This window comes from Pseudomonas sp. FW300-N1A1, assembly GCF_058789115.1.
In genome coordinates this window covers 90,350-113,996 of the sequence record NZ_JBYTBK010000002.1, presented here as the reverse complement: position 1 = coordinate 113,996, position 23,647 = coordinate 90,350, and the positions used below count along the sequence as shown (strand labels likewise).

Genomic DNA, 23,647 nt, shown 5'->3' with positions numbered 1-23,647 from the left:
TTTTCACAGGCCCGGTTCAAGCCATCAAAAGTACTGAGGTGCTATGCAAGTCGATCTGGAAGCCGAAGGGACGAGCGTCGAAGGACTGCCGCGTTTTCAGCAGGCTGTGTTTCATGCAAGGCGATTGAGGCTGGCGGCCATCGGTCTGATGGCATTGGCGGCAATGGGATTGTTGCTGGCAGCGTTTGTCGGGCTGTTTACAGCGCAATCGCTGTGGGTACCCCTGCTGGTCAATCAGGCCTGCGCATTGATCATTGTCGTGGCCGGCTTGCAGTCGGCGTTGTGGGTGGCGCAGTGGCGAACACGGGCAATGGTCGCGCCGATGACGGCAGCGCTGGAGGAGGGCCCTGCCCCCTCCAATGAGCTGCTGGGCTGGTATGAGCGCCTGTTGGTCCGTCTGGGGGACCGATGGCTGAACTTGATGCGGCAGATCGGCGCGCCAACCCTGTGGCTGGCCGGGTGGGCGTTGCTGGTGTTGTTCTGCATCGACCTGGCCTGGAGCCTGACGTTGCCCACTGCAGCACTGGGCCTCTCGGCCAGCGTCGGCGCATCGATCTCCTTGCTACTGGCCTTTGGTTTACTGGTCGGCGAACGGCAACTGGCACAGGAAGGTTCTGAGCAATGGCCAGAGGCCGGGCAGTTGGCGCAGCTCGTACGGGTGGCGATCATCTGCCTGGTGATCAGTGCGGCTTGCCTGCTGTTCAGCAGTGACGGGCTCGTATGGCCTGTACGACTGGCTGTCTTGATCGGTGCGCTACCGGTATTGGTCGCGGCGGAGTTTTTATTGCGCGCGGTGTTGTCGCTGTTCAGTCCCGTTCGTGATTCGCTTGAACCCAGGCTGTTGGCTCGCAGTTTTGTCGCGCAGATGTTGCGCTGGCCACCGCGGCCGTTGCTGGCGTTGGAGCATGAATTGCACAACCGGTTTGGCATCGACTTGCGACAGATCTGGGCCTTCAGCTATATGCGCCGAGCGTTTATACCGGTGCTGGCGGTGGTGGCTTTTGTGGGGTGGTTGTTGACCGGGATTCATGAAATTCCGCTGCAAGGACGGGGCATCTACGAGCGCTTTGGTAAGCCGGTCGAGGTTTTCGGGCCGGGGTTGCACATAGGCTTGCCTTGGCCACTGGGGCGGGTGTTGAGTGTTGAAAATGGTGTGGTTCACGAGTTGGCCACCAGTGTGGGAGACGCGCCGGTATCCACGGTGCCTGACCCTGCCGAAGGCCCGGCACCGATGATCGCCAACCGTTTATGGGACGCCAGCCATGTCAATGACAAGTCCCAGGTGATTGCCAGCAACCGTAACGATAAACAGAGCTTTCAGGTCGTCAACATGGACGTGCGTTTCGTCTATCGCATCGGTCTGACCGATCAAGCTGCTCTGGCTGCGACCTACAACCATGCCGATGTGCCGACTCTGATTCGCAGCACGGCTAGCCGGATCCTGGTGCATGATTTCGCCTCACGTACTCTTGATGGGCTGCTCGGCGAAGACCGCGTCAGTCTGGCGCAAGATATTGGCCAAGCTGTGCAGGCTGACTTACATGCACTCGACAGCGGTGTGGAAATCCTCGCCACGGTGGTTGAAGCCATTCACCCGCCAGCGGGCGCGGCCAACGCCTACCACGGAGTGCAAGCGGCGCAGATTGCTGCGCGCGCACTGATCTCCCGGGAGCGCGGTGCGGCTATGGAGCAGGCTAACGAGGCGCAGCTGCAGGCCAGTCTTGCCCATGATCAGGCATCGGCCACAGCCTACGAAATCAACGCCACAGCCCGGGCTGCTGACCTGCGATTTGTGGCCGAGCGCAAAGCCTATGCGGCTGCGGGTCAGGCCTTTGTTCTGGAACAGTACCTAGCCCAATTGATCCAGGGTCTGGCGAACACCAAAGTGCTGGTGCTTGATCACCGTCTGGGTGGTAACACTGCGCCGACCATCGATTTAAGAAGCTTCACGTTACCGGCAGATCCGTCGCCGTCTCGTCAAACTGTTCAGCCAGGAGTTGCCCATTGAGCCCGTCTCATTCCCACGAGTCCCATGATCATCACGACCACGCGGGCCATGATCACAGTCATGGTGGACATTCCCACCACCATCATCACCATGGCGAACCAGGCGAGGCGGGACCGTTTCCGTGGCGACGCATGGGATGGGCGGCGGTGCTGGTGTTGTTTGTCGTGGCGGCAGCCAGCCTGGTGCAAGTGCGTTCTGGCGAAGCAACAGTGATCACCCGCTTTGGCAACCCGGCCCGGGTGTTGCTGGAACCTGGCCTCAGTTGGCGTTGGCCGGCACCCTTCGAGGCGGCGACCCCGGTGGACTTGCGGTTACGCACCACTTCCAGCGGCCTGCAGGATGTAGGCACGCGTGATGGTTTGCGGATCATCGTACAAGCCTATGTGGCATGGCAGGTGCAAAGTGACCCGGACAACGTGCAGCGCTTCATGCGCGCGGTGCAGAACCAGCCTGACGAGGCGGCGCGGCAGATTCGCACCTTCGTCGGATCGGCGCTGGAAACCAGCGCCAGCAGTTTCGACCTGGCCAACCTGGTGAACACTGATGCCAGCCAAGTGCGCATCGCCGATTTCGAGGCACAACTGCGTAAGCAGATCGAGCAGCAGTTGCTATCGACTTATGGTGTGCGCGTGCTGCAAGTCGGCATTGAGCGGCTGACACTGCCATCGGTGACCCTCACGGCCACGGTCGACCGGATGCGCGCCGAGCGTGAAACCATCGCCACTGAACGCACGGCCATTGGTAAGCGCGAAGCGGCGCAGGTCCGCTCCGCCGCCGAGCGCGATGCACGGATTGTTCAGGCCGACGCCGCAGTGAAGGCGGCGGATATCGAAGCCCAGTCGCGGGTCGAAGCGGCAGACATTTATGGCAAGGCCTACGCCAGCTCGCCGCAGCTGTACAACTTACTGCGCTCGCTGGACACGCTGGGCACGGTCGTCACTCCCGGCACCAAGCTGATTTTGCGCACCGATGCTGCGCCTTTCCGGGTGTTGGTTGATGGTCCGCCGACTCTGGAAAGCAAGGCCGGGTCGCAGCCATGAGTGAGGTTCCACGTGGAACACAGGAACTTAACAGCCCATGGATTCAAGCGGGGCGTCTGACCTTTCTCGCGCTCTATGGGGTCACGGTGCTCGCGGCGCTGGTTTGGGGATTTTCCAATGTGCGGCAGATCGACCCCCAGGATCGCGCGGTGGTGCTGCACTTCGGCGCACTGGATCGGATTCAGAATGCCGGGCTGTTGTTGGCCTGGCCGCGACCGTTTGAGCAGGTGGTTTTGTTACCCGCGGCGGATCGAGTGATTGAGCGGCGGGTGGACAACTTGCTGCGCTCCGACGCGGCCCTGAAAGCAGAACGGGCTGCCAGTTTCGCCACACCCATGAGCGATGCGTATGCCGGCTCCGGGTACTTGCTCACGGGCGATGCTGGTGTGGTTCAACTGGACGTAAGGGTGTTTTACAAAGTGACGGAGCCCTACGCGTTCGTATTGCAGGCCGATCATGTACTGCCGGCGCTGGACCGTCTGGTTACACGCAGCGCGGTGGCGCTGACAGCTGCGCGGGATCTGGACACCATTCTGGTGGCTCGACCGGAGTTGCTCGGCAGTGACAGTCAGGCCGCCGAGCGCCGTGAGCGCCTGCGGGGTGATCTGGTTCAGGGCATCAACCAGCGCTTGGCGGAGTTGGCGGAAACGGGGCAGGGGTTGGGTATCGAGGTGGCCAGGGTCGATGTGCAGTCAAGTCTGCCGACGCCGGCCGTGAACGCGTTTAATGCGGTACTGACGGCCAGTCAGCAAGCGGACAAAACTGTGGCCAATGCCCGTACCGAAGCCGAAAAGCTCACTCAGACCGCAACCCAGCAAGCCGACCGAACGCTGCAAGTCGCTTATGCCAAGGCCAGTGAGCGACTGGCCAAAGCCTCAACGGATACCGCCACGGTATCGAGTCTGGCGCAGGCACAACAGCAGGGCACCGATCCGCAAATGCTCCTGCGGATCTACCGCGAGCGATTGCCAAAAATTCTTGGCCAGGCCGGTTCGGTCACGACGATCAACCCTAAAGATGATTCCCACCTGATCATTCAGGGAGCTGAACAATGACTGCACATACTGCCCCGCTGCCAAGCATGCTGACCACAGTCGAGCAACGTAGTGCCGCCCGCCAACTGACGTTGGCCATGCTTGCATTGGGCTTGCTTGGCCTGGGGTTGATCTGGCGCTGGCTTTCACCGCAGCAAACCGGCGTCAGCCAACTGCTGCTCGGTGTCGCTTCGCTGTTGGTGGCGGTGCCGGTCATGCGTTCGGCTTGGTACAGCCTGCGTTACCCGAGCCTGCACGGCATCACCGATCAATTGATCGCCTTGGCGATGATGGGCGCTTGGGCCACTGGTGATCTGCTGACCGCCGCGTTACTGCCGATCATCATGATCTTCGGCCATGTGCTCGAAGAGCGTAGCGTGATTGGCTCTCAGGAGGCAATCCACGCACTCGGCCGGCTGACTCGCAGTCACGCGCGTCAGATTCAGGCCGATGGCTCAATCGTGGAAATCGACAATGGCAAACTGAAAGCCGGTGACAGGGTTGAGGTTCGCGCCGGGGATAGGGTGCCGGCCGATGGCCTGGTGCTGTCCGGGCAAGCGAGCCTGGACACTGCACCGATTACCGGTGAATCGGTGCCACTTGAGGCCAGTGTCGGCATGCAGGTGTTCGGTGGTGCGATCAACCTCGATGGTTTGTTGCATCTGGAAGTGACTCGCACCGGCAGCGAGTCCACGCTGGGCAAAGTCATTGCGCTGATGCAAAGTGCCGAACGCGCCAAACCGCCGATCACCCGTTTGCTGGAGCGCTATGCCGGTAGTTATATGGTGTTGGTGTTGTTGCTGGCGGCGGTGACCTGGTTCATCACCAACGATGCGCAAGCCATGCTTGCGGTGCTGGTGGCCGCGTGTCCCTGTGCGTTGGTGTTGTCCGCTCCGGCGACGGCGATCGCCGGAATCGCGGTAGCGGCACGCCACGGTATTCTGATTCGCAGTTCGGCATTCCTCGAAGAGTTGGCGGACCTGACTTCTCTGGTGGTCGACAAGACCGGTACGTTGACCTTCGGCACCCTGCGCCTGCAATCAATCGACAGTCCGGTCGAGGACCGAGGCACCCTGTTGACCCTGGCCGCCAGCCTTGGCTCGGCCAGCAGTCACCCTGTCAGCCGGGCGTTGGCCGGAATGGTGGAAACGAAGCAATTTCTACCGCTGACGGAAATTCGTGAACGTCAGGGCCTGGGGGTAGTGGCGATGACGGAGCAGGGGGAAGCCGCGCTCGGTCGCCCAGAGTTGTTCGCACAGTTGGGGATTGCCACCTCAAAGGTACCGGAACACGATGGCCCGATCGCCGGTCTGGCGCTGGACGGGCGGTTCCTGGCCTGGTTGCTGCTGGCCGACAGCGTCAAGCCTGAAGCCCGTTTTGCCTTGCATGAGTTGCGTGAACTGGGGCTGGGTCGACAGTTGTTGCTGACCGGTGATCGACACAGTGTCGCCCATAGCCTGGCCAAGGATATCGGCATCAGTCACGTCGAAGCGCAGGCGCTGCCCGAGGACAAACTCAACCGCGTCCTTGCGGAAATCGATACCGGCTTCCGGCCTATGGTGGTAGGTGATGGCATCAACGACTCCTTGGCACTCAAGGCGGGTGTGGTTGGTGTGGCCATGGGGGCGGGCGGTGCAGACATCGCGCTGGCGTCGGCTGATATCGTGTTGATCGGTAGTGACCTGCGTCGGTTGGGAACCTGTGTCCGTTTGAGTCGCCAGTGCCGACGGACCTTGCAAGTGAACGTGATCATCGGCTTGGGCTGGACCTTGGCGATCGTGGCCTTCGCTGCTTTTGGTTGGCTGGGCGCGGCGGGTGCGATGATCGCCGCCATTTTGCACAACCTGAGTACCTTGCTGGTGTTGGGTAATGCCGGGCGTTTGCTGCGCTTTCAAGAACCACTGCTCAAACTGTAGGGCTTGACCGTCTCGGGGGATGCCGGTCTGTCATCTTCCGATTTCTTTTCTTTTTTCGATACGACTGTAACGCCGCCGGGGCGGTGCTCTCTAGTGCTATGTCGGGACTGAACACCTTTCCAGCCGACACCCCTGTCGATTATCGAGGATAAGAAAAATGACCATGAAATCCGCTGCCGCCGGTGCCGCCCTCGCGTTGGCCGCCGCCACCCTGTTTGCGGGCGTCGCCACTACGGCTTCGGCCGCCGATGCCAATGTTCACTGCTACGGAGTGAACGCCTGCAAAGGTCAGAACGACTGCAAGACCAAAGACCACGCGTGTAAAGGCATGGGTACCTGCAAAGGCCAGGGCTTCAAGGCGATGACCCAGGCAGTCTGTGAAAAGGCGGGTGGCAAAGTCGGCGAGTAACCGAGGACCGAGTGCTACCGCAGTGGTGCCTTGTTCACCACTGCGGCCACGTTGCGAGGAGTCTGCAATGCCCGCTTCCATCTCCAGCCTCGGCTACGGCCTGGGTTTGCGCAGTGCCTACTATCAACAGATTCTGGAACAGTCGCCGGCAGTGGACTGGTTTGAAGTCGTCTCCGAGAATTTCATGGTGCAGGGCGGCAAGGCCCTGTATTACCTGGATGCCATTGCCGAGCGTTATCCGCTGGTGATGCATGGCGTATCGCTGTCCATCGGTGGGCCCCATGCCCTTGACCCTGAGTATCTGCAGCAACTCAAGGCATTGGCCGAGCGGGTCAGGCCCGCGTGGATTTCCGATCATTTGTGCTGGAGCCGGGGCAACGCCCATCAGTTGCATGACTTGCTGCCGCTGCCCTACACCGAAGAAAGCCTGAGTTACGTGGCCGAGCGGGTGAGGCAGGTACAGGATGTGTTGCAACGTCCTTTGGTGTTGGAGAACGTCTCCAGTTATGTGCGTGCAGCCGGTGATGAGTTCAGTGAATGGGAGTTTCTGGCGGCGTTGAGTGCGGCCAGCGGTTGTGAGCTACTGCTGGATGTGAACAACGTCTACGTCAGCTCCCGTAACCATGGCTTCGATGCCTGGACATTCATCGAGGCGTTGCCGGCACACCGTATCCGGCAATTGCACCTGGCGGGCCATCACGATTACGGCGACTACGTGATCGACACCCACGACCACACGGTCAGTGATCCGGTCTGGGCGCTGTACCAACGAACCCTCGACCACCTCGGTCCCGTTGCGACCTTGCTTGAGCGTGATGACCATTTCCCGCCGTTTGAAGAGCTGCTCGCCGAGTTGCAAAAAGCCCGCGAGTTGGGTGACGCCACGCTGGCTCGGAGACTGGAATGCGCCTGAACGAGTGGCAACGGGCTTTTGAAAACTACCTGCTCGGGGAGCAGGCCGCAGTCAATTCCGCCTTGGCTTGCACGTTGATCGGTGGTCCGACCCTGGACGTCGAGACGGGGTTGGCGATTTACCACAACGCTTATCAGGCCAGGTTGCAGGACGTCCTGCGTGATGACTTTCCGGCGATCCGGCACTGGCTGGGTGACGCAGAGTTCGATCAATTGACGGCGCAATATTTGCGGCAGAATCCGTCGGCACACTTTAGCTTGCGTTGGCTGGGCAGTGGATTCGAGGTGTTCATCCGTACTCATCTGGTTGAGGCGAAGGGCGCACCCTTGGCCGAGTTGGCACAGCTGGAGTGGGCGTTCACCCAGGCCTTCGATGCCGCCGAGCGCGAGCCGCTGACGATGGAGAACATGGCCTGCCTGTCGCCGGAGGAGTGGCCGGCGCTGCAACTCGGGTTACGGCCGTGCGTACAGTGGCTGGAATGCGGCTTCAACAGTGTTGCGCTGTGGCGCTCGGTTAAGGATAAAAGTGGGTTCCCGGGCAGCCGGAAGCTGGATGCGCCGCAGGTGGTCGTGGTCTGGCGTGCAGGCCTGATCTGTCATTACCGCAGCCTGCCGCCCGATGAGGCGTGGGCGCTCAGTGGCATGGCCAAGGAAGGCTGGAATTTCGCCGAACTGTGCGCACAAATGACAGTCAATTATGGAGAGGGCGCACCTCTTCAGGCCGTGACCTGGCTGAAGCAGTGGGTTTACGACAGCTTATTGCTCCGTCGTGATTCATAGAAAAAGGCTATTTATTCGGTAGCCAGCTTATTTTTCACGATGGTCTACCCTCAGTTCAGACGTCTGAAACAAGGGGGATTATTCATGCTCGTGCAACTTCCGCCGGCCTTACAGAATCTGCAATTGCCGCTTCGCTTGCGACTCTGGGACGGCCATGAATTCAATCTGGGCCCTGCGCCCAGCGTCACGATTGTGGTCAAGGATCCGCAACTGGTGCCGCAATTCATCCATCCCAGCCTTGACCTGCTCGGTGCGGCCTTTGTTGAAGGCAAGCTTGAGCTCGAGGGTTCGATCAGCGATGTGATCCGGGTCTGTGATGAGTGGACCCAGGCACTGCTGGAGGACGCTGACGGCAATCAACCAGTGCGCACGGCCCATGACAAAGCCACTGACGCGGCGGCCATTTCCTATCACTACGACCTCTCTAACGCGTTCTATCAGCTCTGGCTCGACAGTGACATGGCGTACTCCTGCGCCTACTTCGAGACCGGAAGTGAGTCCCTGGAACAAGCCCAGCAAGCAAAATTCCGTCACCTTTGTCGCAAACTACGGCTGCAACCCGGCGAGTACCTGCTGGATGTAGGGTGCGGTTGGGGAGGGTTGGCGCGTTATGCCGCGCGGGAGTTCGGGGCCAGGGTGTTTGGCATCACCCTGAGCAAGGAGCAGTTGGCGCTGGCCCGTGAACGGGTAGCCGATGAGGGGTTGCAGGATCTGGTTGAGCTGCAGTTGCTCGACTACCGTGATCTGCCCCAGGACGGTCGGTTCGACAAGGTGGTGAGTGTCGGCATGTTCGAGCATGTCGGCCACGCCAACCTGCCTGAGTACTGCCAGACCCTGTTCGGCGCGGTGCGTGAAGGCGGCCTGGTGATGAACCATGGAATTACCGCCAAGCACACCGATGGCCGGCCGGTCGGGCGCGGGGCAGGGGACTTCATCGGGCGCTATGTTTTCCCGAATGGCGAGTTACCGCACCTGGCGATGATGTGTGCCCAGATCAGTGAGGTCGGGCTGGAAATCGTCGATGTCGAAAGCCTGCGCCTGCACTACGCACGTACGCTGGATCACTGGAGCGAGCGGCTGGAGGACAACCTTGAGGCCGCCGCCAAAGAAGTGCCGGAACAAGCCCTGCGGATCTGGCGGCTGTACCTGGCAGGTTGCGCCTACGCGTTCGCACGGGGCTGGATCAACCTGCACCAGATCCTCGCGGTCAAGGCCCATCCCGACGGCAGTCACGAGCTCCCCTGGACCCGTGACGACATCTACAACCCTTGAATTAAAGTATCGGTGAAATAAGCCGGGCGACCCGCATGCCAAGCTGTTGCAGGCGGTGGGTCTCCTGGCCTTCGTCCTTGTCGATCTCGCTGGCCAGGGCGAAGTCATCGTTGAGCATGCGCTCCACTTCACCGGCAAATACGCTGTCGACGGTTAGCAACATCACTTCGAAGTTCAGCCTGAATGAACGGTTGTCCAGATTGGCACTGCCAATGGCGCTGATTTCGCTGTCGATCAACACAACTTTCTGATGCAGGAAACCTGGGCGATAGCGGTACACCCGGACCCCCGCGCGAACGGCTTCGAAGGCATAGAGACTGGAAGCGGCGTAGACAATCCGGTGATCCGGTCGTGACGGCAGCAGAATCCGCACATCGACACCGCGCAGCACCGCCAGGCGCAGCGCGGCAAACACGGCTTCGTCAGGAATGAAATACGGACTGGTGATCCACACGCGTTCGGTCGCGGCATGGATGGCCTCGACGAAAAACAACGAACAGGTTTCGTAAGGGTCGGCCGGGCCGCTGGCGAGCAATTGGCAGAGTACGCCCTCGTCGGGATAGCTCTGCGGCAGGATCAGGGGCGGGAGCGCTCGTGCTGCCCAGAACCAGTCTTCGGCAAACGACTCCTGCATGCACGCCACCACCGGGCCGCAGACGCCAACGTGCGTGTCGCGCCAGGGTGACAGCGGCGCCTTGGCGCCCATGTATTCGTCCCCGACGTTGTGCCCGCCAACGAAGCCCTGCACGCCGTCGACCACGACGATCTTGCGGTGGTTGCGGAAGTTGACCTGGAACCGGTTGAGCCAGCCACTGCGGGTGGCGAACGCCTCGACGTTCACCCCCGCGTCACGCAATGCCTGCACATAGCTGCGGGGCAGGGAGTGGCTGCCAACACGGTCGTAGAGCAAGTAGACAGCCACACCTTGCGCGGCTTTCTCCAGCAGCAGTGTGTGCAGGCGTCGGCCCAGATGGTCGTCATGAATGATGAAGAACTGAATCAACACCGCTTCGCGTGCGTGACGGATGGCCTCGAAAATCGCCTCGAAGGTGGCCTGGCCATTGATCAGCAGGCGCAGTTGATTGTTGGCCAGGCACGGCATGCGTCCCAGTTTGGGCATCGCCCGCAATGAGGTGTAGGCTTTCGAGGCGCGGGCAGTCAACGCTTCCTCGATCCACGGGCGCCAGTTCAGGTCGGTGATGGCCTTGCGCATTTCTTCGTTGGCCTGGCGGCGGGCCTTGATGTAGGCGTCGAACGTGCTGCGACCGAACACCAGATAGGGGATGAGCGTCAGGTAAGGGATGAACACCAACGACAGTGCCCAGGCGATCGAGCCTTGGGCCGTCCTGACGGTCAGTACGGCATGAATGGCCGCGATCGTGCCCAGGGAGTGAATGAGCGCGATCAGGTAAGCGAAAAGGTGGGGTCCAAAAAAATCCATGGGGCGACCTTGCTCCTGAGAGTTCAACCCTTAACAGACCATGTTCCACGACGAATGTCGCTATTTAATTGAGCATGCAACCGAAGTCGCTTGGCGACGTCTAACGGCCATTAATGAACGGGAGTTACTCGATGAACGTACGTCTGCTGGGTTTGGCCATGGCTGCTGGATTGTCACTACCGTTGGCTGCTCAGGCGCAGATGCTGCAGCCGGGCTTGTGGGAGCTGACATCAAGCAACATGAAGGTCGATAACCAGAACCTGCCGGATCTGCAACTGATCCTCAGCCAGTTGGGCAATCAAATCACCCCGGAACAAAAGGCGGCGCTGGAGAAACAGGGCATCAACATGGGCGGTAAAGGTATACGCGTGTGCCTGACACAGGCGCAGGTTCAAACCGACAGTATTCCGCTGCAAGATCCCCAGTCGGGTTGTAAGCAGGAGATTACCGACCGCACTGGCAACCAGTGGAAATTCCGCTTCAGTTGCCCGAAAGCCCAGGGCGCCGGCGTTGCTACCTTCCTTAACGACCGAGAGTTCAACACCACCGTCAACGGTACCTTCAACGCGACCGGCATCCAGCAAACGGGCAGCATGGACACTCGCGCCGTGTGGTTGGGGCAGGATTGCGGAACCATCAAACCTCGCGCCTGAATGCTTCGCTGGCGAGCCCGTGCCTACTCGATCGAAGTTGCAGGCACGGGCTCGTCAGCGAAGGCCTGGTCATGGCCCACCCCCAATCGCAATCGCTCGCACACCGCCTCGACGCTCATCTGCCCCAGATCCTCCCCCACGCTGCTGCGCAAGCTGACAAATCCACCGTCCAGTTCCTTGTCTCCGATCACTAACAGATAGGGCACTGCCTGCTGGCGGTGCAGACGAATCTTGCTGCTGATGTGCTCGTTGCGTACGTCGGAGTTGGCACGCAATCCGGCACGACGCAGCGCGTCGGTGACGGCTTGCGCGTAGTCGGTCTGGCGCTCGTCAATGTTCATCACCATGACGTGTTGCGGTGCCCGCCATTCATCGAGCTCATGCGGGCTGGCCCAGCACACGCCATAAATTCGTTGCCGTGATGTACCGCCGAGGTGGTTGAGGGTGAACGCCTGAATCACGCTGGTCGAGGGCACGTGCGGCCCTTCACTCAGCCTGAGGGGGTTCGATGGGTACCGCGACAGCAGGTGAGACATGGAATGGTTGGTCGCTGCCAGGATGTGCATGCGGGTTTCGATGTTTTGCAGGTCATAGGCAGATAACGCGTGCTCATGGGCAAGCTCGCAGTAGAAGCCATCACCGACCACTGCGCCGTCTAGTACCTGTGCATGGGGATAAAGCTGCCTGATCGTCATCGCCAGCAACAGTGCGCACGAGCGGCGCAGGATTTCCAGTCCATCCGGTTCACGCACCGTGACGATGCTGACCCGCGTGTCACGAGAAATCAGAAATCCACAATCGACCAGCGAGCCATTCACCCGTCCGGCCACAGCGGCTTTGGCCAGGCCGAGACTGATGCTCGCGGCGATTTCGAAAATGGAAAGCGCTTGGTCGTACTCGCGCCGTGAGCCGTCAGGCAAAGTGATGTGAATCATCGTCAGCGATCCTTGTGTTGCACGCATAACGGGATTTAACGCATAAACCGTAATGGCAAACGCTGACATCTGTCATTAAGACGTTCGGTGTATCTGGCAATGTGTCCCGATACCCTCGTTGTACTGAGCGAGAATCGACAATCACTCAACGCACTGTTCATGCATGCTCAGAATTCGTTCTGCAGGGCTTTGTATCCGCGCACCAGATCGACGTTGGTGCGCGCGACGTCTTCGGAAAACTCCGAGGCGCTGACACTGACTGACGGGAACCTGGACAAGTCGGTACCGGGGCCGATGCGGGTGGTGGAGGGGACGTAGAAGTCACTCGGCAAGTCCCGCCCATCCACCACCGAATTGTGCCGCACCACGCAACCATCGCCCACCACGCAGTTGAACAGCACGCTGTTGAAGCCGATGAACACCCGATCGCCGACAGTGCACGGGCCATGGACGATGGAGCGGTGGGCTATCGAGCTGTACTCACCGATGGTCACCGCCGCTCCGGATTTGGAGTGGATTACCACGCCATCCTGAATGTTCGAATTGGCGCCGATGGTGATTGGCTCCATCTGCCCCGAGTCGTCGACTTCATCGGCGCGGATCACCGCATAGGGGCCGACGAATACGTTTTCTCCGATCACCACTTTGCCGCAAATGATCGCGGTTTTATCGACATAGGCCGACTCGGCAATCCACGGCAAGTCGCCGGAGGGGTTCTTGCGAATCATGCGGTCTCTCCGTTCCAGTGACTCTCTGCCACCGCATCGTGAGCGTGAAGACTTTCAGCGTGCACGACCCGTAGACGGAACGACTTGATGCCAGGAGAGCGTTTTAACGCCCGATTCAGACGGCGTGCGGCGTCTTCGCAGAACATCAGGTTTTGGCCATTGGCCAGGGCAAACGCCTGTTCGTCTGCGCGCTTTACCGCCGTTTGAACGGCGGTTCCCAGTGCCGCTTCGGCGTCGTTGATCGCCGCTATCAGTGGCAGGTCATCCAGGTAGTCATCCAGGCACAATTGCAACTGTGCGCTGCTGCGTTGGCTGTGGGGGGTTGCAAGGATGCCGCTGGAAGAGCCGAGCCAGGCCAGAACGTCGGTGTGCTGCAACGGCTTATTGGCAAAGTCATCGACAAACTGCTGCTGAATCAGTTGCCGTGAAAGCGCTGCCGAACAGGGGCAGGTGGACGAATAGGTCACCTCAATATTCAGTTCCACGTGGAACACTTGGTTTTCCAACCGCGCTTCAATGCTGATCGGATAGCTTTTCCAGCCGGCCAACGGGCTGATCAAGGCGGGACGTTTGAGCAGCAGATCGGCGTGAATGCGCAGGTAAGCCGAAGTGGATAAGCCCGCATGGCTGTCGAGAAAACGTTGCAGCACGCCGCGCATTAGCGCCGGAGTGAGGCGCTCTTGCTCAAGCATGTCCAGCGCCAGATACAGGCGCGACATATGAATGCCACGGGCTTCGTCGTCATCAAGACTGACACCCGCATCGGCTTTTGCGCTCACGCGCTGGCCATCGAGCACCACGGGAAGAGCAATACCGCACATGCCCACCCAGTCGAGTGGCAAGGCTTGGCGTGAGGCCTGCGCGGCGATATCCGGCAGAGTCAGCGCATTCATGGGCAGGTCCATCGTTGGAAATGATTTGTCATGTTATATAATAACATTTGAATCGACGATAGTTTTTTCGAGCTCGCAAGCAGCCCGATCTAGCAGCCCGTGAGCCGGTTACAGGTAAATTTGCCGCTGGATCCGCCGGAGCTGGAAAACCGATTAAGGGTGGTCCAGCCGACACGGCGGCTGTAGCCGACCCAGGCTTCGCCGTCGGACGCCAGCCCGGTGAAGAAGGTCAGTTGCCCGTAGCGGCTGCTGGTCTGCACCCAATGGCGTTTACCGCTGACTTCAAACCCCCGCATATAGGTCGTGTTGCCCGCCGTGGCGACGCTGTAGGCATTACCGTCCCGGTCCATACAGGCCAGCAGATTGGCACTGCGTGTGCAGGTGGCCAGGTCAGGGGCCTGGGCGAAGGCGTTGGTCGTGAGCATGAGGGCAAGGCTCAGCAGTGTGCACTTGAACGCGATGTACATCGGGTTTCTCCAGGTAGGAACAGGGCCAGGATTGCGCCCTTCATCGCTGGGGGGCAAGGGGAGGATTGGCGTATTTGCATTGTTATACTATAACATGACTCGCTAGACTGGCCGCTCCTGATGAGGAACACCTGATGCCCAATCGTCTCCCCGTTACCGTGCTCTCCGGCTTTCTCGGTGCCGGAAAAAGTACCCTGCTGAACTACGTTTTGCGTAACCGCGACAACCTTCGGGTGGCGGTGATCGTCAATGACATGAGTGAAATCAACATCGACGGCAGTGAGGTTCAGCGGGATGTCAGCCTGAATCGTGCCGAAGAAAAACTGGTCGAGATGAGTAATGGCTGCATCTGCTGCACGCTGCGCGAAGACCTGCTCGAAGAGGTTGGCAAGCTGGCCCGGGATGGTCGCTTTGATTACTTGCTGATCGAGTCCACCGGCATTTCCGAGCCGTTGCCGGTGGCGGAAACCTTCACCTTTCGTGATGACCAGGGGCAAAGCCTGGCCGACATCGCACGGCTCGACACCATGGTCACTGTGGTCGATGGCATGAACTTCCTGGTCGACTACCAGGCGGCCGAAAGCCTGGCCTCGCGCGGGGAAACCCTGGGTGACGAGGATGAGCGTTCGATCACCGACTTGCTGATCGAGCAGATCGAATTCGCCGACGTGCTGCTGATCAGCAGCGCCGACCGGGAGGAGTTGATGGCGATCCTCGAACGCCTCAACTCACAGGCGCAGATTATCCCGATGGTGATGGGCGAGGTGCCACTGAACAAGATCCTCAACACGGGCCGCTTCGACTTTGAGCGGGCCGCTCAGGCCCCAGGCTGGTTGACGGAACTGCGCGGCGAACATGTGCCGGAAACCACCGAATACGGCATCGCCTCAACGGCATACCGGGCACGCCGGCCTTTTCACCCCCAGCGTTTTTTCAGCTTCATCAACCGCCCTTGGGTGAACGGAAAACTGCTGCGCTCCAAGGGTTTTTTCTGGCTGGCCAGCAAACACCAGGACGCCGGTAGCTGGTCCCAGGCCGGTGGTTTGATGCGTCACGGGTTCGCCGGCCGCTGGTGGCGGTTTGTGCCGAAAACCCAGTGGCCACAGGATCAGGAGAGCACCGCAGCGATCATGGAGAACTGGACGGCCGCAACCGGAGATTGTCGTCAGGAACTGGTGTTCATCGGTCAGAATGTCGATTTTCCCCGGCTTACGGCGGACCTTGATGAGTGCCTGCTCAGCGATGACGAAATGGCGCTGGGCGTTGAGGGGTGGCGGCTGATGGCCGATCCGTTTGGTCCCTGGTTCGACGAGGAGGCCGCGTGATGCTGGCGTCGGTGTTCAAGGCTGGCCCGATGATCCGTCAGGTAGCGGGCAGCTCCCCTGAAATCCTCACGCACATACTCGAAGACGATACCAACCTTGCCCTCTGGCAGCGCCGGTTGCCGGTCCATATCGCTGATTTCGGCGCACTGGTGTTATCTCGGAACCCACCGCTGGCCGAGTCGCCGGTGGTGGAGTTGGCGACGGACGAGGAGGAGCCTGACCTGCGCAGTCTGGCGGCCTGCTTCAGTGATCTTGAGGGCTACACAGGCTTTATCGCCGATGTCTCATGGCTGGTCAGCGCGTTTGCCTGTTTGCTCGGGGCCCGGCGCATCGGAGTGCGTGTGCGGGTGCTGGATAAAGCCATGTGCCCGCGCTTCCACGTCGATCACGTGCCGGTTCGGCTGATCACCACATACGCCGGCGTCGGCAGCCAGTGGCTCAAGGAGGGCGTGATGAGTCGCAAGCAACTGGGTAACGCCCAGGCCGAGCCCGAGGATTACCAGCAAATGCTGTGTGGCGAAGTGGCGTTGCTCAAGGGCGAGAAGTGGCAGGGAAATGAAGGTTTTGGGCTGATCCACCGGTCGCCGCAACCGGCTCCCGGTGAGCGCCGCTTGATCCTGACGCTCGACTGGCTCGCCTGAGCCAGGGTGTGAGCGAGGTCTTGATAGTGAATCGCCAGGGGCTCAGGCATATTGGTGTCATTCTCTTGTGACGCTCCCTCTGTTGTGAAAACGCCAACCATGCTGCAGAACATTCCCACTCATGTCATTGCCGGTCCCTTGGGGGCTGGCAAGACCAGCCTGATCAAGCACCTGCTGGCACAGCGTCCGGAAACAGAGCGCTGGGCGGTGTTGATCAACGAGTTCGGCCAGATTGGACTCGATGCCGCGCTGTTGAGCACGGGCGCCGACGGTATCGCCCTGGGTGAAGTGGCCGGCGGTTGCTTGTGTTGTGTCAACGGTGCGCCGTTCCAGGTCGGCCTTGGGCGGTTGCTGCGTCAGTCACGGCCGGATCGCTTGTTTATCGAACCCTCCGGGCTGGGGCATCCGGCGCAGTTGCTCAGGCAGTTGAGCCAAGCGCCGTGGCAGGGTGTACTGGCGGTCCAGCCATGCATCCTGGTGCTCGATGCCCAGGCGCTGGCCGCTGGCAAGCCATTGCCACCCGCGCAGCAGGACGCACTGCCGAGCGTTGGATTATTGCTGTTGAACAAGGCGGAGTCGCTCAGCCAGGGCGATCGCCAACGGATCGTCGGCCAGTTGCCCCAGCGCCCGATGCTGTGGACGCAGCAGGGGCAGTTGGCGTTGAGTGAGCTGCCGGGTGTGGGGAGCCGGGCGACTACCGGTGTGGATAACGTCCCTGTACCCAACGGCCTAGGGCAGATGCCGGCGGTCTGGACGGATCCGGCACAGCCGATTTGCCTGAGTCAGCAGCAGGACGGTGGCTGGAGCATCGGCTGGCGCTGGCATCCGGGCCAGAGGTTCGATCTCGAACGGGTCCAGGCATGCCTGCAGGCATTGAATTGGCGTCGGGCCAAGCTGGTTATCCACAGCGACGAGGGCTGGGTTTCAGCCAATGCACTGGATAACGCAGCGCTGCTGTGGAAGCCCAGTGAATGGCGCCAGGATTCGCGCCTTGAATTGATTTTCGAGGCACCGCAGGACGTCAACGGCCTGCAGGAGAGCTTGGCCAGCTGTCGGGTGAGCTCCGAGTAATGCAGTGCAGGCGTCAGTTACGCCACTTGTTGTGGTCCTGGCGCCACTGGCTCAGCTCGATGACCTCGGCACTGATGGGCGGCTCCGGTTTTTCTTCGAACGGAACCGGGTAGGGTGCCAGTTCGATTTGCGCGCTATGGGCACCGAACTGGGTGATGGTGCCGCAATGGCGGGTTTCACCCGTCACGGTGAACTCAAAGTTGTACACCCGGGCCAGGCGTCGTCGCCCATTGGCATCCTTGACCAAACCAATCTTTTTCAACGCAACATTGCCATCGAGCAATTCGATGTCGAGTTTGCTGCAATGCCGCTTGACCCGTTCCAGGGCCCGCTCGCGCAAGCCGTGGTTGTGCCACAGCCACGCGGCACCGGTCGCCAGCAGCATCAGCACGAAGATATTTCCCAGGGTCAGCATCAACAGAACTCCACTAATTAGCGTCAGCTTAACTGCGACATTGGTCTGTCGTACAGGCTGCGTTTAGTCGCATACTGCGCGGCTCGAATTTCAATCGGTTTACGGAAATCCCGCATGAAACGTACACCTCATCTGCTCGCCATCCAGTCCCATGTGGTTTTTGGCCACGCCGGCAATAGCGCCGCGGTATTCCCGATGCAGCGGGTCGGGGTGAATGTCTGGCCGCTCAACACGGTGCAGTTCTCCAACCACACCCAGTATGGCCAGTGGACCGGTGAAATACTGGCGCCACAGCAGATTCCGGAACTGGTGGAGGGGATTGCCGCCATTGGCGAGCTGGGCAACTGCGATGGGGTATTGTCGGGTTACCTGGGCAGCGCGGCACAAGGGCGGGCGATCCTCAGCGGTGTGGCGCGGATCAAGGCCATCAACCCCCATGCGTTGTACCTGTGCGATCCGGTGATGGGGCATGCGGAGAAGGGCTGCATCGTGCTTGCAGAGGTCAGCGACTTCCTGTTGGATGAAGCGGCCGCCGTGGCGGATTTCATGTGCCCGAACCAGCTTGAGCTGGACAGCTTTTCCGGGCGCAAACCACAGTCGTTGTTCGATTGCCTGGCGATGGCGCGTGCGCTGCTGGCCCGTGGCCCGAAGGCGGTACTGGTCAAGCATCTGGACTACCCCGGTAAATTGTCGGACAGCTTCGAGATGTTGTTGGTGTCGGCCGAAGGCAGTTGGCACCTGCGTCGCCCGTTGTTGGCGTTTCCGAGGCAGCCGGTGGGTGTGGGTGACCTGACGTCGGGTCTGTTCCTGGCCCGTGTGCTGCTGGGCGATAGCCTGGTCGCCGCGTTTGAGTTCGCGGCGTCCGCGGTGCATGAAGTGCTGCTGGAGACCCAGGCCTGCGCCAGCTACGAGCTGGAACTGGTGCGGGCCCAGGACCGCATTGCCCACCCTCGAGTGAAGTTCGAGGCGACGGCGATCAGCTTTTAAGGACAATCCTGGGAAAATCCGCTTCCCTAGGGTTTCTGTGATGCACACATGTGTCGCGCAACACAGAAATCCACAGTTGGAACGGGTTTTCCCGCGAAGACTGCCTGAAGAGCGACGTTATTCTGAAGATGCGGCTAAAGCGTCGGCTTTTATTTCTCGATAACGCAGTTCCATCTCTTGTCGTATCTGGCGGCGCTGCCTGCCCTGGACAAACCGGCGTTTGTCTTCACTGTTTTGCGGTTGCAGGGGGGGGACTTGCGCGGGTTTGCGCTGATCGTCGACCGCCACCATGGTGAAGAAACAGCTGTTGGTGTGGCGCACCGAGCGTTCGCGGATGTTTTCGGTCACCACTTTGATGCCCACCTCCATCGAGGTATTGCCGGTGTAGTTGACCGATGCCAGAAAGGTCACTAACTCTCCGACATGGATAGGCTCGCGGAAGATCACCTGATCCACCGACAGGGTCACCACATAACGGCCGGCGTAACGGCTGGCGCAGGCATAGGCGACTTCATCGAGGTATTTGAGCAGGGTGCCACCGTGGACATTGCCAGAGAAGTTGGCCATGTCGGGGGTCATCAATACCGTCATCGACAGTTGGGCGGTTCCGGGTTCCATAGCACACTCACGGTTCTAGGCAGGGATTACGGGAGCGCCTCTACGGGCACTTGAACAGTTTTCAAACCATCCTTAACGGGACGCCGCGCCAGTGCTGGCCGTCACGCCCAAATCCATCTGTTTCCATATATTGCACCGCCTTTCTGCCAGAAGTCGCGGTGTTACGCTGCAAAAGCCCGCTCAAAGGGCCTTTTCTCGCGATCCGGTCATCACGAAACGGCTTTAGTCGCCCGTCATCAAGGAGCCTTCGCCATGCATGCCGTCAGTTTCATTCAGGATTTGGCAGTGATCATGTTGGTGGCGGGCGTGGTGACCGTACTGTTTCATCGGCTCAAACAACCGGTGGTCCTGGGCTATATCGTCGCGGGTTTCATCATCGGTCCGCACACTCCGCCGTTCGGGTTCATTCACGACGAAGACACCATCAAGACCCTGGCCGAGCTCGGGGTGATTTTCCTGATGTTCTGCCTTGGCCTGGAGTTCAGCCTGCGCAAGCTGTTCAAGGTCGGCGCGACCGCGTTCATTGCCGCCTTTCTGGAAATCGTGCTGATGATCTGGATCGGTTACGAAATTGGCCGCTGGTTCGACTGGAACACCATGGATTCGCTGTTCCTCGGCGCGATTCTGGCGATTTCCTCGACCACCATCATCGTCAAGGCGCTGAATGACCTGAAGATGAAAAACCAGCGCTTTGCCCAACTGATTTTTGGTGTGCTGATCGTCGAGGACATACTCGGCATCGGCATCATTGCCTTGTTATCGAGCATCGCGGTCAGTGGCACCGTGAGTTCGGGCGAGGTGTTTTCCACCGTTGGTAAACTCTCATTGTTCATGGTCGTGGCCTTGGTGATCGGGATTCTGCTGGTGCCGCGCCTGCTGGCTTACGTGGACAGCTTCGACAGCAACGAAATGCTGTTGATCACTGTACTGGGCCTGTGCTTTGGTTTTTGCCTGCTGGTGGTCAAGCTCGAATACAGCATGGTGCTCGGTGCGTTCCTGATTGGCGCGATCATGGCCGAGTCCCGGCAACTGCTGAAAATCGAACGTCTGATCGAGCCGGTTCGCGACCTGTTCAGTGCGATCTTCTTTGTTGCCATCGGCCTCATGCTCGACCCGGCCATCCTCCTGCAGTATGCCTGGCCGATTGTGGTGATCACCGTGGCGGTTGTGCTCGGCAAGATACTGTCCTGTGGCCTTGGGGCCTTTATCGCCGGTAATGACGGACGTACTTCACTGCGGGTCGGCATGGGCCTGTCACAAATTGGCGAGTTCTCGTTCATCATCGCGGCGCTGGGCATGACCCTGCAGGTGACCAGTCACTTTCTCTACCCGGTTGCCGTTGCCGTCTCGGTGATCACCACCTTGATGACGCCCTACCTGATTAGGGCAGCCGACCCGTTGTCGATCAGGCTCGCAGCTGTCATACCGCAACGTCTGGGCCGTGTGCTGGGGATGTATGGCGAATGGTTGCGCAGTATCCAGCCCCAGGGCGAGGGTGCGCTGCTGGCATCGATGATCCGGCGGATTCTGTTGCAGGTGGGGGTCAATTTGGCGCTGGTGGTGGCGATCTTTTTGTCAGGGGCCTTTTTCGCCGAGCGCATGTCCGCTTACCTGCAAGACTGGATCAGCGACCCGAGCTGGCAGAAAGCGTTGGTCTGGGGGGGCGCGTTGCTGTTGTCGCTGCCGTTCCTGATTGCGGCATACCGCAAGCTCAAGGCGCTCTCGATGATGCTGGCGGAAATGGGGGTGAAGCCGGAGATGGCCGGCCGCCACACTCAGCGAGTGCGTCGGGTGATCGCCGAAGTGATCCCGATTCTCTCGCTGCTGGTGATCTTCCTGCTGCTGGCAGCCTTGTCGGCCAGTATTTTGCCGACCAACAAGTTGCTGGTGCTGGTTGCTGTCGTGGCCGCTGCGGTGGCCGCGTTGCTGTGGCGTTGGTTCATCCGTGTGCACACGCGGATGCAGATCGCCCTGCTGGAAACCCTGGACAACCACAAGGATTCGTCCGGGCATTGATCAAGCAGGGCGTCCGGCCAATCAGCTCTCCAGCCAGACGTCCCGCGCCCAGTGCCACACCGATTCCCAGGTTTCTTCGGCGAGCAGTTCTTCTTCGGCCAGCCACAGCACTACGGTGCCGTCTTCTTCGACGCAGTAGTAGTTGTCGCCATCCTGGCAGATCGGGATCAGGCTGCGCTCCACGCCCGCGTCCCAGGCGTTGGCGGCAACGTCCGGCAGGTAGGTGTGGGATTGCGGGTCGGTGACGGTCACCGGCTCCAGGCTGCCGTAAACCACGTCACTGACCGTCAGCAGGAATTCTCTGAAGACAAACGGGATGTCGATGAACAGCTGTTCTTCGATTTCCACCAGCAGGTCTTCGTCAGGCAATTCCAAGGGCACCGGTACCGGTTCGTTGGCTTCACGCAGTTGTTCGATGATTTCTTCCACGTCCGGGATCCTCTTGCTCATTGGCGCGGTTTGGTTGGGCCGGTTTATACAGTAGCTTGCTATAGATGCAACCGCGAAATAGAAAACCCCAGCCGAGGCTGGGGTTTTATGTGCTGCAGGCAACCGCGGGAGGGTATTAGCCGTTCTGGCGGATACCGGCCACCAGCCAAGGCTGGTTCTCGCCTTGCGGACGTTCCATGTTCCAGCTTTCGCTGAACACTTCGCCCTGGTCGAAACGCGAGGTTTTCGACACGCCGCTGAATGTCAGGGTGGCGATGGTCTTGTCGGCACGATCATCCACGCCGTCCAGCTGAACGGTGAGGTTGTCGATGTAGGTCGACTGGAAGCCGTCACCCAGGTCAGCACGCTCGCGCTTGAGGAACTCCAGCAATTGCGGGGTCACGAACTCGCTGATCTTGTCCATTTCGTTGGCGTCCCAGTGCTGCTGCAGGGACTGGAAGTGGTTGCGCGCCGCTTCAATGAAGCGCTCTTCGTTGAACCAGGCAGGAGCGTTGATCACCGGACGAGCGGCAGCAGGTGCAGCCGAACCACCGAAGATCGACCCCATGGATGGCTTCTGTTCGAAAGCTTCACGCTGCATTGGCGCGTGGCCGGCAGGGGCCATGTGCGCTTGTTGCTTGCGGCGACGAGCGGCGATGAAACGGAAGATAACGAAGGCCAGGACGGCCATGATCAGGATGTCGAGGATCTGCATGCCCTCGAAGCCACCACCCATGAACATGGAGGCCAGCAGGCCACCTGCCGCGATACCGGCCAGAGGGCCGAGCCAGCGCGAAGCACCGCCGGCCTTGGCGGCAGCGCCAGCGGCACCGGCCGCGCCGGCAGTCGCGGCTGCGCCGCCCACGCCAGGAGAAGAAGGAGCCATTTGGCTGGTCTGGTGCGTCGGCGCAGCGCCGGAGCTTTTGCCGCCACCAAAGCGCTTGGCGTTGGCGTCCAGGCTCATCGTCAGGCCGATGCACAACGCCATGGCGATGCTAAGAAAACGTTTCATAAAGGGAATTCCCATTTGTGGATGGCACGCGCGCCATGTTGCACAGGTGAAGTGTTACTGGCTAGCGGCAGAGTGTTTCGGGCTTTTGCCTGACAGGCTACATTCAGCCCCGTCGGCATGAGACGGTGTATGTACTTTTGTCCGTAGGACAATTGGTTTGGTTCAGCAGGAAAGTCGCTCAGCGTCTTAACACCAACAGGACCACGCCTGTAGTAATCAGGCCGATTGCACCCCATTGGCGCAGGTCGAGCTTCTCGCCCAGCAGGATCACGCCCAGTACCGCCACCAGCACGACGCTGAGCTTGTCCACCGGGGCTACCAGCGCGGCGGGTCCGAGTTTCAGCGCCCGGAAGTAGCATATCCACGAAGCACCGGTTGCCAGCCCGGACAGCAGGAGAAACAGGTAGCTTTTGGCGGATATCGATCCCAGGGACTGATATTGGCCCGTGGCGTACAAAATCAAGGCCAGGCTGACCAGGACCACCACGGTGCGCAGTAGTGTCGCGAAGTCGGAGTTGACGTTCTCGATGCCTACTTTGGCGAAAATCGCGGTCAGGGCGGCAAACACCGCCGATAACAGGGCCCAGAATGTCCAGGAAGAAAAGAAGCCCGAGCCCATGTCTTGTGCCTTCTACTGGGGTTGAT

24 protein-coding genes are annotated in these 23,647 nt (G+C 60.1%); 14 read left to right on the top strand and 10 right to left on the bottom strand.

Annotated features, from left to right (window positions below; genetic code table 11):
- Nucleotides 1–43 precede the first annotated feature (43 nt).
- The 8 genes from hflK (AC3WQN_RS02825) (at nt 44) to cfaB (ending at nt 9,371) form a co-directional block, all read left to right on the top strand.
- Nucleotides 44–2,008, top strand: coding sequence for a protease modulator HflK (gene hflK, locus AC3WQN_RS02825; protein WP_103398586.1), 1,965 nt, complete (start codon nt 44–46; stop codon nt 2,006–2,008).
- On the top strand, nt 2,005–3,048 hold the full coding sequence (gene hflC, locus AC3WQN_RS02820; RefSeq protein WP_103398585.1) for a protease modulator HflC: 1,044 nt from the start codon (nt 2,005–2,007) through the stop codon (nt 3,046–3,048). The genes hflK (AC3WQN_RS02825) and hflC overlap by 4 nt, the downstream gene beginning before the upstream one ends.
- The gene (hflK, locus tag AC3WQN_RS02815; protein WP_103398584.1) at nt 3,045–4,103 is read left to right on the top strand and encodes a protease modulator HflK; all 1,059 of its coding nucleotides are present in this window, start codon (nt 3,045–3,047) and stop codon (nt 4,101–4,103) included. Before hflC ends, hflK (AC3WQN_RS02815) begins: the two co-directional genes overlap by 4 nt.
- Entirely contained in the window at nt 4,100–5,998 is a 1,899-nt protein-coding gene (locus AC3WQN_RS02810; RefSeq protein ID WP_103398583.1) for a heavy metal translocating P-type ATPase, read from the top strand. Before hflK (AC3WQN_RS02815) ends, AC3WQN_RS02810 begins: the two co-directional genes overlap by 4 nt.
- 157 nt (nt 5,999–6,155) lie before the next feature.
- On the top strand, nt 6,156–6,407 hold the full coding sequence (gene bufA2 / locus AC3WQN_RS02805; RefSeq protein ID WP_103398582.1) for a BufA2 family periplasmic bufferin-type metallophore: 252 nt from the start codon (nt 6,156–6,158) through the stop codon (nt 6,405–6,407).
- A 67-nt stretch (nt 6,408–6,474) separates the two neighbouring features.
- Nucleotides 6,475–7,320 carry an MNIO family bufferin maturase gene (gene bufB, locus AC3WQN_RS02800; RefSeq protein WP_103398581.1) on the top strand — a complete coding sequence of 282 codons (846 nt, stop codon included), beginning with the start codon at nt 6,475–6,477 and terminating at the stop codon, nt 7,318–7,320.
- Complete coding sequence (locus tag AC3WQN_RS02795; protein WP_103398580.1) at nt 7,311–8,099, top strand: HvfC/BufC N-terminal domain-containing protein; 789 nt, start codon at nt 7,311–7,313, stop codon at nt 8,097–8,099. Before bufB ends, AC3WQN_RS02795 begins: the two co-directional genes overlap by 10 nt.
- Nucleotides 8,100–8,183: 84 nt before the next feature.
- Nucleotides 8,184–9,371: a C17 cyclopropane fatty acid synthase CfaB gene (cfaB, locus tag AC3WQN_RS02790; RefSeq protein ID WP_103398579.1), complete on the top strand. Its 1,188-nt coding sequence runs from the start codon at nt 8,184–8,186 to the stop codon at nt 9,369–9,371.
- A 1-nt stretch (nt 9,372) separates the two neighbouring features.
- Here the strand turns inward: cfaB and cls are convergent, their stop codons facing one another.
- On the bottom strand, nt 9,373–10,812 hold the full coding sequence (gene cls / locus AC3WQN_RS02785; protein WP_103398578.1) for a cardiolipin synthase: 1,440 nt from the start codon (nt 10,810–10,812) through the stop codon (nt 9,373–9,375).
- 131 nt (nt 10,813–10,943) lie between these two features.
- Here cls and AC3WQN_RS02780 point away from each other — a divergent pair, with 131 nt between their 5' ends.
- Complete coding sequence (locus AC3WQN_RS02780; RefSeq protein WP_103398577.1) at nt 10,944–11,465, top strand: DUF3617 domain-containing protein; 522 nt, start codon at nt 10,944–10,946, stop codon at nt 11,463–11,465.
- Nucleotides 11,466–11,488: 23 nt separating this feature from the next.
- On the opposite strand, the gene AC3WQN_RS02775 is transcribed toward AC3WQN_RS02780, so the two are convergent.
- The 4 genes from AC3WQN_RS02775 to AC3WQN_RS02760 all read right to left on the bottom strand — a co-directional run bounded on the left by AC3WQN_RS02775 (nt 11,489) and on the right by AC3WQN_RS02760 (nt 14,488).
- Entirely contained in the window at nt 11,489–12,400 is a 912-nt protein-coding gene (locus AC3WQN_RS02775) for a His/Gly/Thr/Pro-type tRNA ligase C-terminal domain-containing protein (RefSeq protein ID WP_103398576.1), read from the bottom strand.
- A gap of 167 nt (nt 12,401–12,567) precedes the next feature.
- Complete coding sequence (locus AC3WQN_RS02770; RefSeq protein ID WP_103398575.1) at nt 12,568–13,128, bottom strand: gamma carbonic anhydrase family protein; 561 nt, start codon at nt 13,126–13,128, stop codon at nt 12,568–12,570.
- Nucleotides 13,125–14,021, bottom strand: a complete 897-nt coding sequence (folE2, locus tag AC3WQN_RS02765) for a GTP cyclohydrolase FolE2 (RefSeq protein WP_103398574.1) — start codon at nt 14,019–14,021, stop codon at nt 13,125–13,127. Before folE2 ends, AC3WQN_RS02770 begins: the two co-directional genes overlap by 4 nt.
- An 89-nt stretch (nt 14,022–14,110) precedes the next feature.
- The gene (locus tag AC3WQN_RS02760) at nt 14,111–14,488 is read right to left on the bottom strand and encodes a glutamine synthetase (RefSeq protein WP_103398573.1); all 378 of its coding nucleotides are present in this window, start codon (nt 14,486–14,488) and stop codon (nt 14,111–14,113) included.
- Between the two features lie 134 nt (nt 14,489–14,622).
- Between AC3WQN_RS02760 and zigA the strand changes: the two genes are divergently transcribed.
- The 3 genes from zigA to AC3WQN_RS02745 all read left to right on the top strand — a co-directional run bounded on the left by zigA (nt 14,623) and on the right by AC3WQN_RS02745 (nt 17,525).
- Entirely contained in the window at nt 14,623–15,813 is a 1,191-nt protein-coding gene (gene zigA / locus AC3WQN_RS02755; protein ID WP_103398572.1) for a zinc metallochaperone GTPase ZigA, read from the top strand.
- Nucleotides 15,813–16,454, top strand: coding sequence for a DUF1826 domain-containing protein (locus AC3WQN_RS02750; protein WP_103398571.1), 642 nt, complete (start codon nt 15,813–15,815; stop codon nt 16,452–16,454). The genes zigA and AC3WQN_RS02750 overlap by 1 nt, the downstream gene beginning before the upstream one ends.
- Nucleotides 16,455–16,553: 99 nt before the next feature.
- The gene (locus AC3WQN_RS02745) at nt 16,554–17,525 is read left to right on the top strand and encodes a CobW family GTP-binding protein (RefSeq protein WP_103398570.1); all 972 of its coding nucleotides are present in this window, start codon (nt 16,554–16,556) and stop codon (nt 17,523–17,525) included.
- 13 nt (nt 17,526–17,538) lie between these two features.
- Here AC3WQN_RS02745 and AC3WQN_RS02740 read toward each other — a convergent pair whose 3' ends face one another.
- Complete coding sequence (locus AC3WQN_RS02740; protein WP_103398569.1) at nt 17,539–17,940, bottom strand: DUF3301 domain-containing protein; 402 nt, start codon at nt 17,938–17,940, stop codon at nt 17,539–17,541.
- A gap of 114 nt (nt 17,941–18,054) precedes the next feature.
- Between AC3WQN_RS02740 and pdxY the strand changes: the two genes are divergently transcribed.
- A complete protein-coding gene (gene pdxY, locus AC3WQN_RS02735; protein WP_103398568.1) occupies nt 18,055–18,927 on the top strand; it encodes a pyridoxal kinase PdxY in 873 nt (290 codons plus the stop codon).
- 117 nt (nt 18,928–19,044) lie between these two features.
- Here pdxY and AC3WQN_RS02730 read toward each other — a convergent pair whose 3' ends face one another.
- The gene (locus tag AC3WQN_RS02730) at nt 19,045–19,545 is read right to left on the bottom strand and encodes an acyl-CoA thioesterase (RefSeq protein ID WP_095146261.1); all 501 of its coding nucleotides are present in this window, start codon (nt 19,543–19,545) and stop codon (nt 19,045–19,047) included.
- A gap of 252 nt (nt 19,546–19,797) precedes the next feature.
- On the opposite strand from AC3WQN_RS02730, the gene AC3WQN_RS02725 reads away from it, so the two are divergent.
- Nucleotides 19,798–21,561 carry a cation:proton antiporter gene (locus tag AC3WQN_RS02725; RefSeq protein ID WP_103398567.1) on the top strand — a complete coding sequence of 588 codons (1,764 nt, stop codon included), beginning with the start codon at nt 19,798–19,800 and terminating at the stop codon, nt 21,559–21,561.
- 21 nt (nt 21,562–21,582) lie between these two features.
- Here the strand turns inward: AC3WQN_RS02725 and AC3WQN_RS02720 are convergent, their stop codons facing one another.
- The 3 genes from AC3WQN_RS02720 to AC3WQN_RS02710 form a co-directional block, all read right to left on the bottom strand.
- Nucleotides 21,583–21,990 carry an SMI1/KNR4 family protein gene (locus AC3WQN_RS02720; RefSeq protein ID WP_095081169.1) on the bottom strand — a complete coding sequence of 136 codons (408 nt, stop codon included), beginning with the start codon at nt 21,988–21,990 and terminating at the stop codon, nt 21,583–21,585.
- Nucleotides 21,991–22,126: 136 nt separating this feature from the next.
- Nucleotides 22,127–23,002 carry a Tim44 domain-containing protein gene (locus AC3WQN_RS02715; RefSeq protein WP_103398566.1) on the bottom strand — a complete coding sequence of 292 codons (876 nt, stop codon included), beginning with the start codon at nt 23,000–23,002 and terminating at the stop codon, nt 22,127–22,129.
- A 178-nt stretch (nt 23,003–23,180) separates the two neighbouring features.
- Entirely contained in the window at nt 23,181–23,621 is a 441-nt protein-coding gene (locus AC3WQN_RS02710; RefSeq protein WP_103398565.1) for an EamA family transporter, read from the bottom strand.
- Nucleotides 23,622–23,647 lie beyond the last annotated feature (26 nt).

Bases quoted from the DNA above. Each gene is read 5' to 3' on its own strand.
- hflK (WP_103398586.1), top strand. From the start codon at position 44: ATGCAAGTCGATCTGGAAGCCGAAGGGACGAGCGTCGAAGGACTGCCG.
- hflK (WP_103398584.1), top strand. From the start codon at position 3,045: ATGAGTGAGGTTCCACGTGGAACACAGGAACTTAACAGCCCATGGATT.
- AC3WQN_RS02810 (WP_103398583.1), top strand. From the start codon at position 4,100: ATGACTGCACATACTGCCCCGCTGCCAAGCATGCTGACCACAGTCGAG.
- bufA2 (WP_103398582.1), top strand. From the start codon at position 6,156: ATGACCATGAAATCCGCTGCCGCCGGTGCCGCCCTCGCGTTGGCCGCC.
- bufB (WP_103398581.1), top strand. From the start codon at position 6,475: ATGCCCGCTTCCATCTCCAGCCTCGGCTACGGCCTGGGTTTGCGCAGT.
- AC3WQN_RS02795 (WP_103398580.1), top strand. From the start codon at position 7,311: ATGCGCCTGAACGAGTGGCAACGGGCTTTTGAAAACTACCTGCTCGGG.
- cfaB (WP_103398579.1), top strand. From the start codon at position 8,184: ATGCTCGTGCAACTTCCGCCGGCCTTACAGAATCTGCAATTGCCGCTT.
- cls (WP_103398578.1), bottom strand. From the start codon at position 10,812: ATGGATTTTTTTGGACCCCACCTTTTCGCTTACCTGATCGCGCTCATT.
- AC3WQN_RS02780 (WP_103398577.1), top strand. From the start codon at position 10,944: ATGAACGTACGTCTGCTGGGTTTGGCCATGGCTGCTGGATTGTCACTA.
- AC3WQN_RS02775 (WP_103398576.1), bottom strand. From the start codon at position 12,400: ATGATTCACATCACTTTGCCTGACGGCTCACGGCGCGAGTACGACCAA.
- AC3WQN_RS02770 (WP_103398575.1), bottom strand. From the start codon at position 13,128: ATGATTCGCAAGAACCCCTCCGGCGACTTGCCGTGGATTGCCGAGTCG.
- folE2 (WP_103398574.1), bottom strand. From the start codon at position 14,021: ATGAATGCGCTGACTCTGCCGGATATCGCCGCGCAGGCCTCACGCCAA.
- AC3WQN_RS02760 (WP_103398573.1), bottom strand. From the start codon at position 14,488: ATGTACATCGCGTTCAAGTGCACACTGCTGAGCCTTGCCCTCATGCTC.
- zigA (WP_103398572.1), top strand. From the start codon at position 14,623: ATGCCCAATCGTCTCCCCGTTACCGTGCTCTCCGGCTTTCTCGGTGCC.
- AC3WQN_RS02750 (WP_103398571.1), top strand. From the start codon at position 15,813: ATGCTGGCGTCGGTGTTCAAGGCTGGCCCGATGATCCGTCAGGTAGCG.
- AC3WQN_RS02745 (WP_103398570.1), top strand. From the start codon at position 16,554: ATGCTGCAGAACATTCCCACTCATGTCATTGCCGGTCCCTTGGGGGCT.
- AC3WQN_RS02740 (WP_103398569.1), bottom strand. From the start codon at position 17,940: ATGCTGACCCTGGGAAATATCTTCGTGCTGATGCTGCTGGCGACCGGT.
- pdxY (WP_103398568.1), top strand. From the start codon at position 18,055: ATGAAACGTACACCTCATCTGCTCGCCATCCAGTCCCATGTGGTTTTT.
- AC3WQN_RS02730 (WP_095146261.1), bottom strand. From the start codon at position 19,545: ATGGAACCCGGAACCGCCCAACTGTCGATGACGGTATTGATGACCCCC.
- AC3WQN_RS02725 (WP_103398567.1), top strand. From the start codon at position 19,798: ATGCATGCCGTCAGTTTCATTCAGGATTTGGCAGTGATCATGTTGGTG.
- AC3WQN_RS02715 (WP_103398566.1), bottom strand. From the start codon at position 23,002: ATGAAACGTTTTCTTAGCATCGCCATGGCGTTGTGCATCGGCCTGACG.
- AC3WQN_RS02710 (WP_103398565.1), bottom strand. From the start codon at position 23,621: ATGGGCTCGGGCTTCTTTTCTTCCTGGACATTCTGGGCCCTGTTATCG.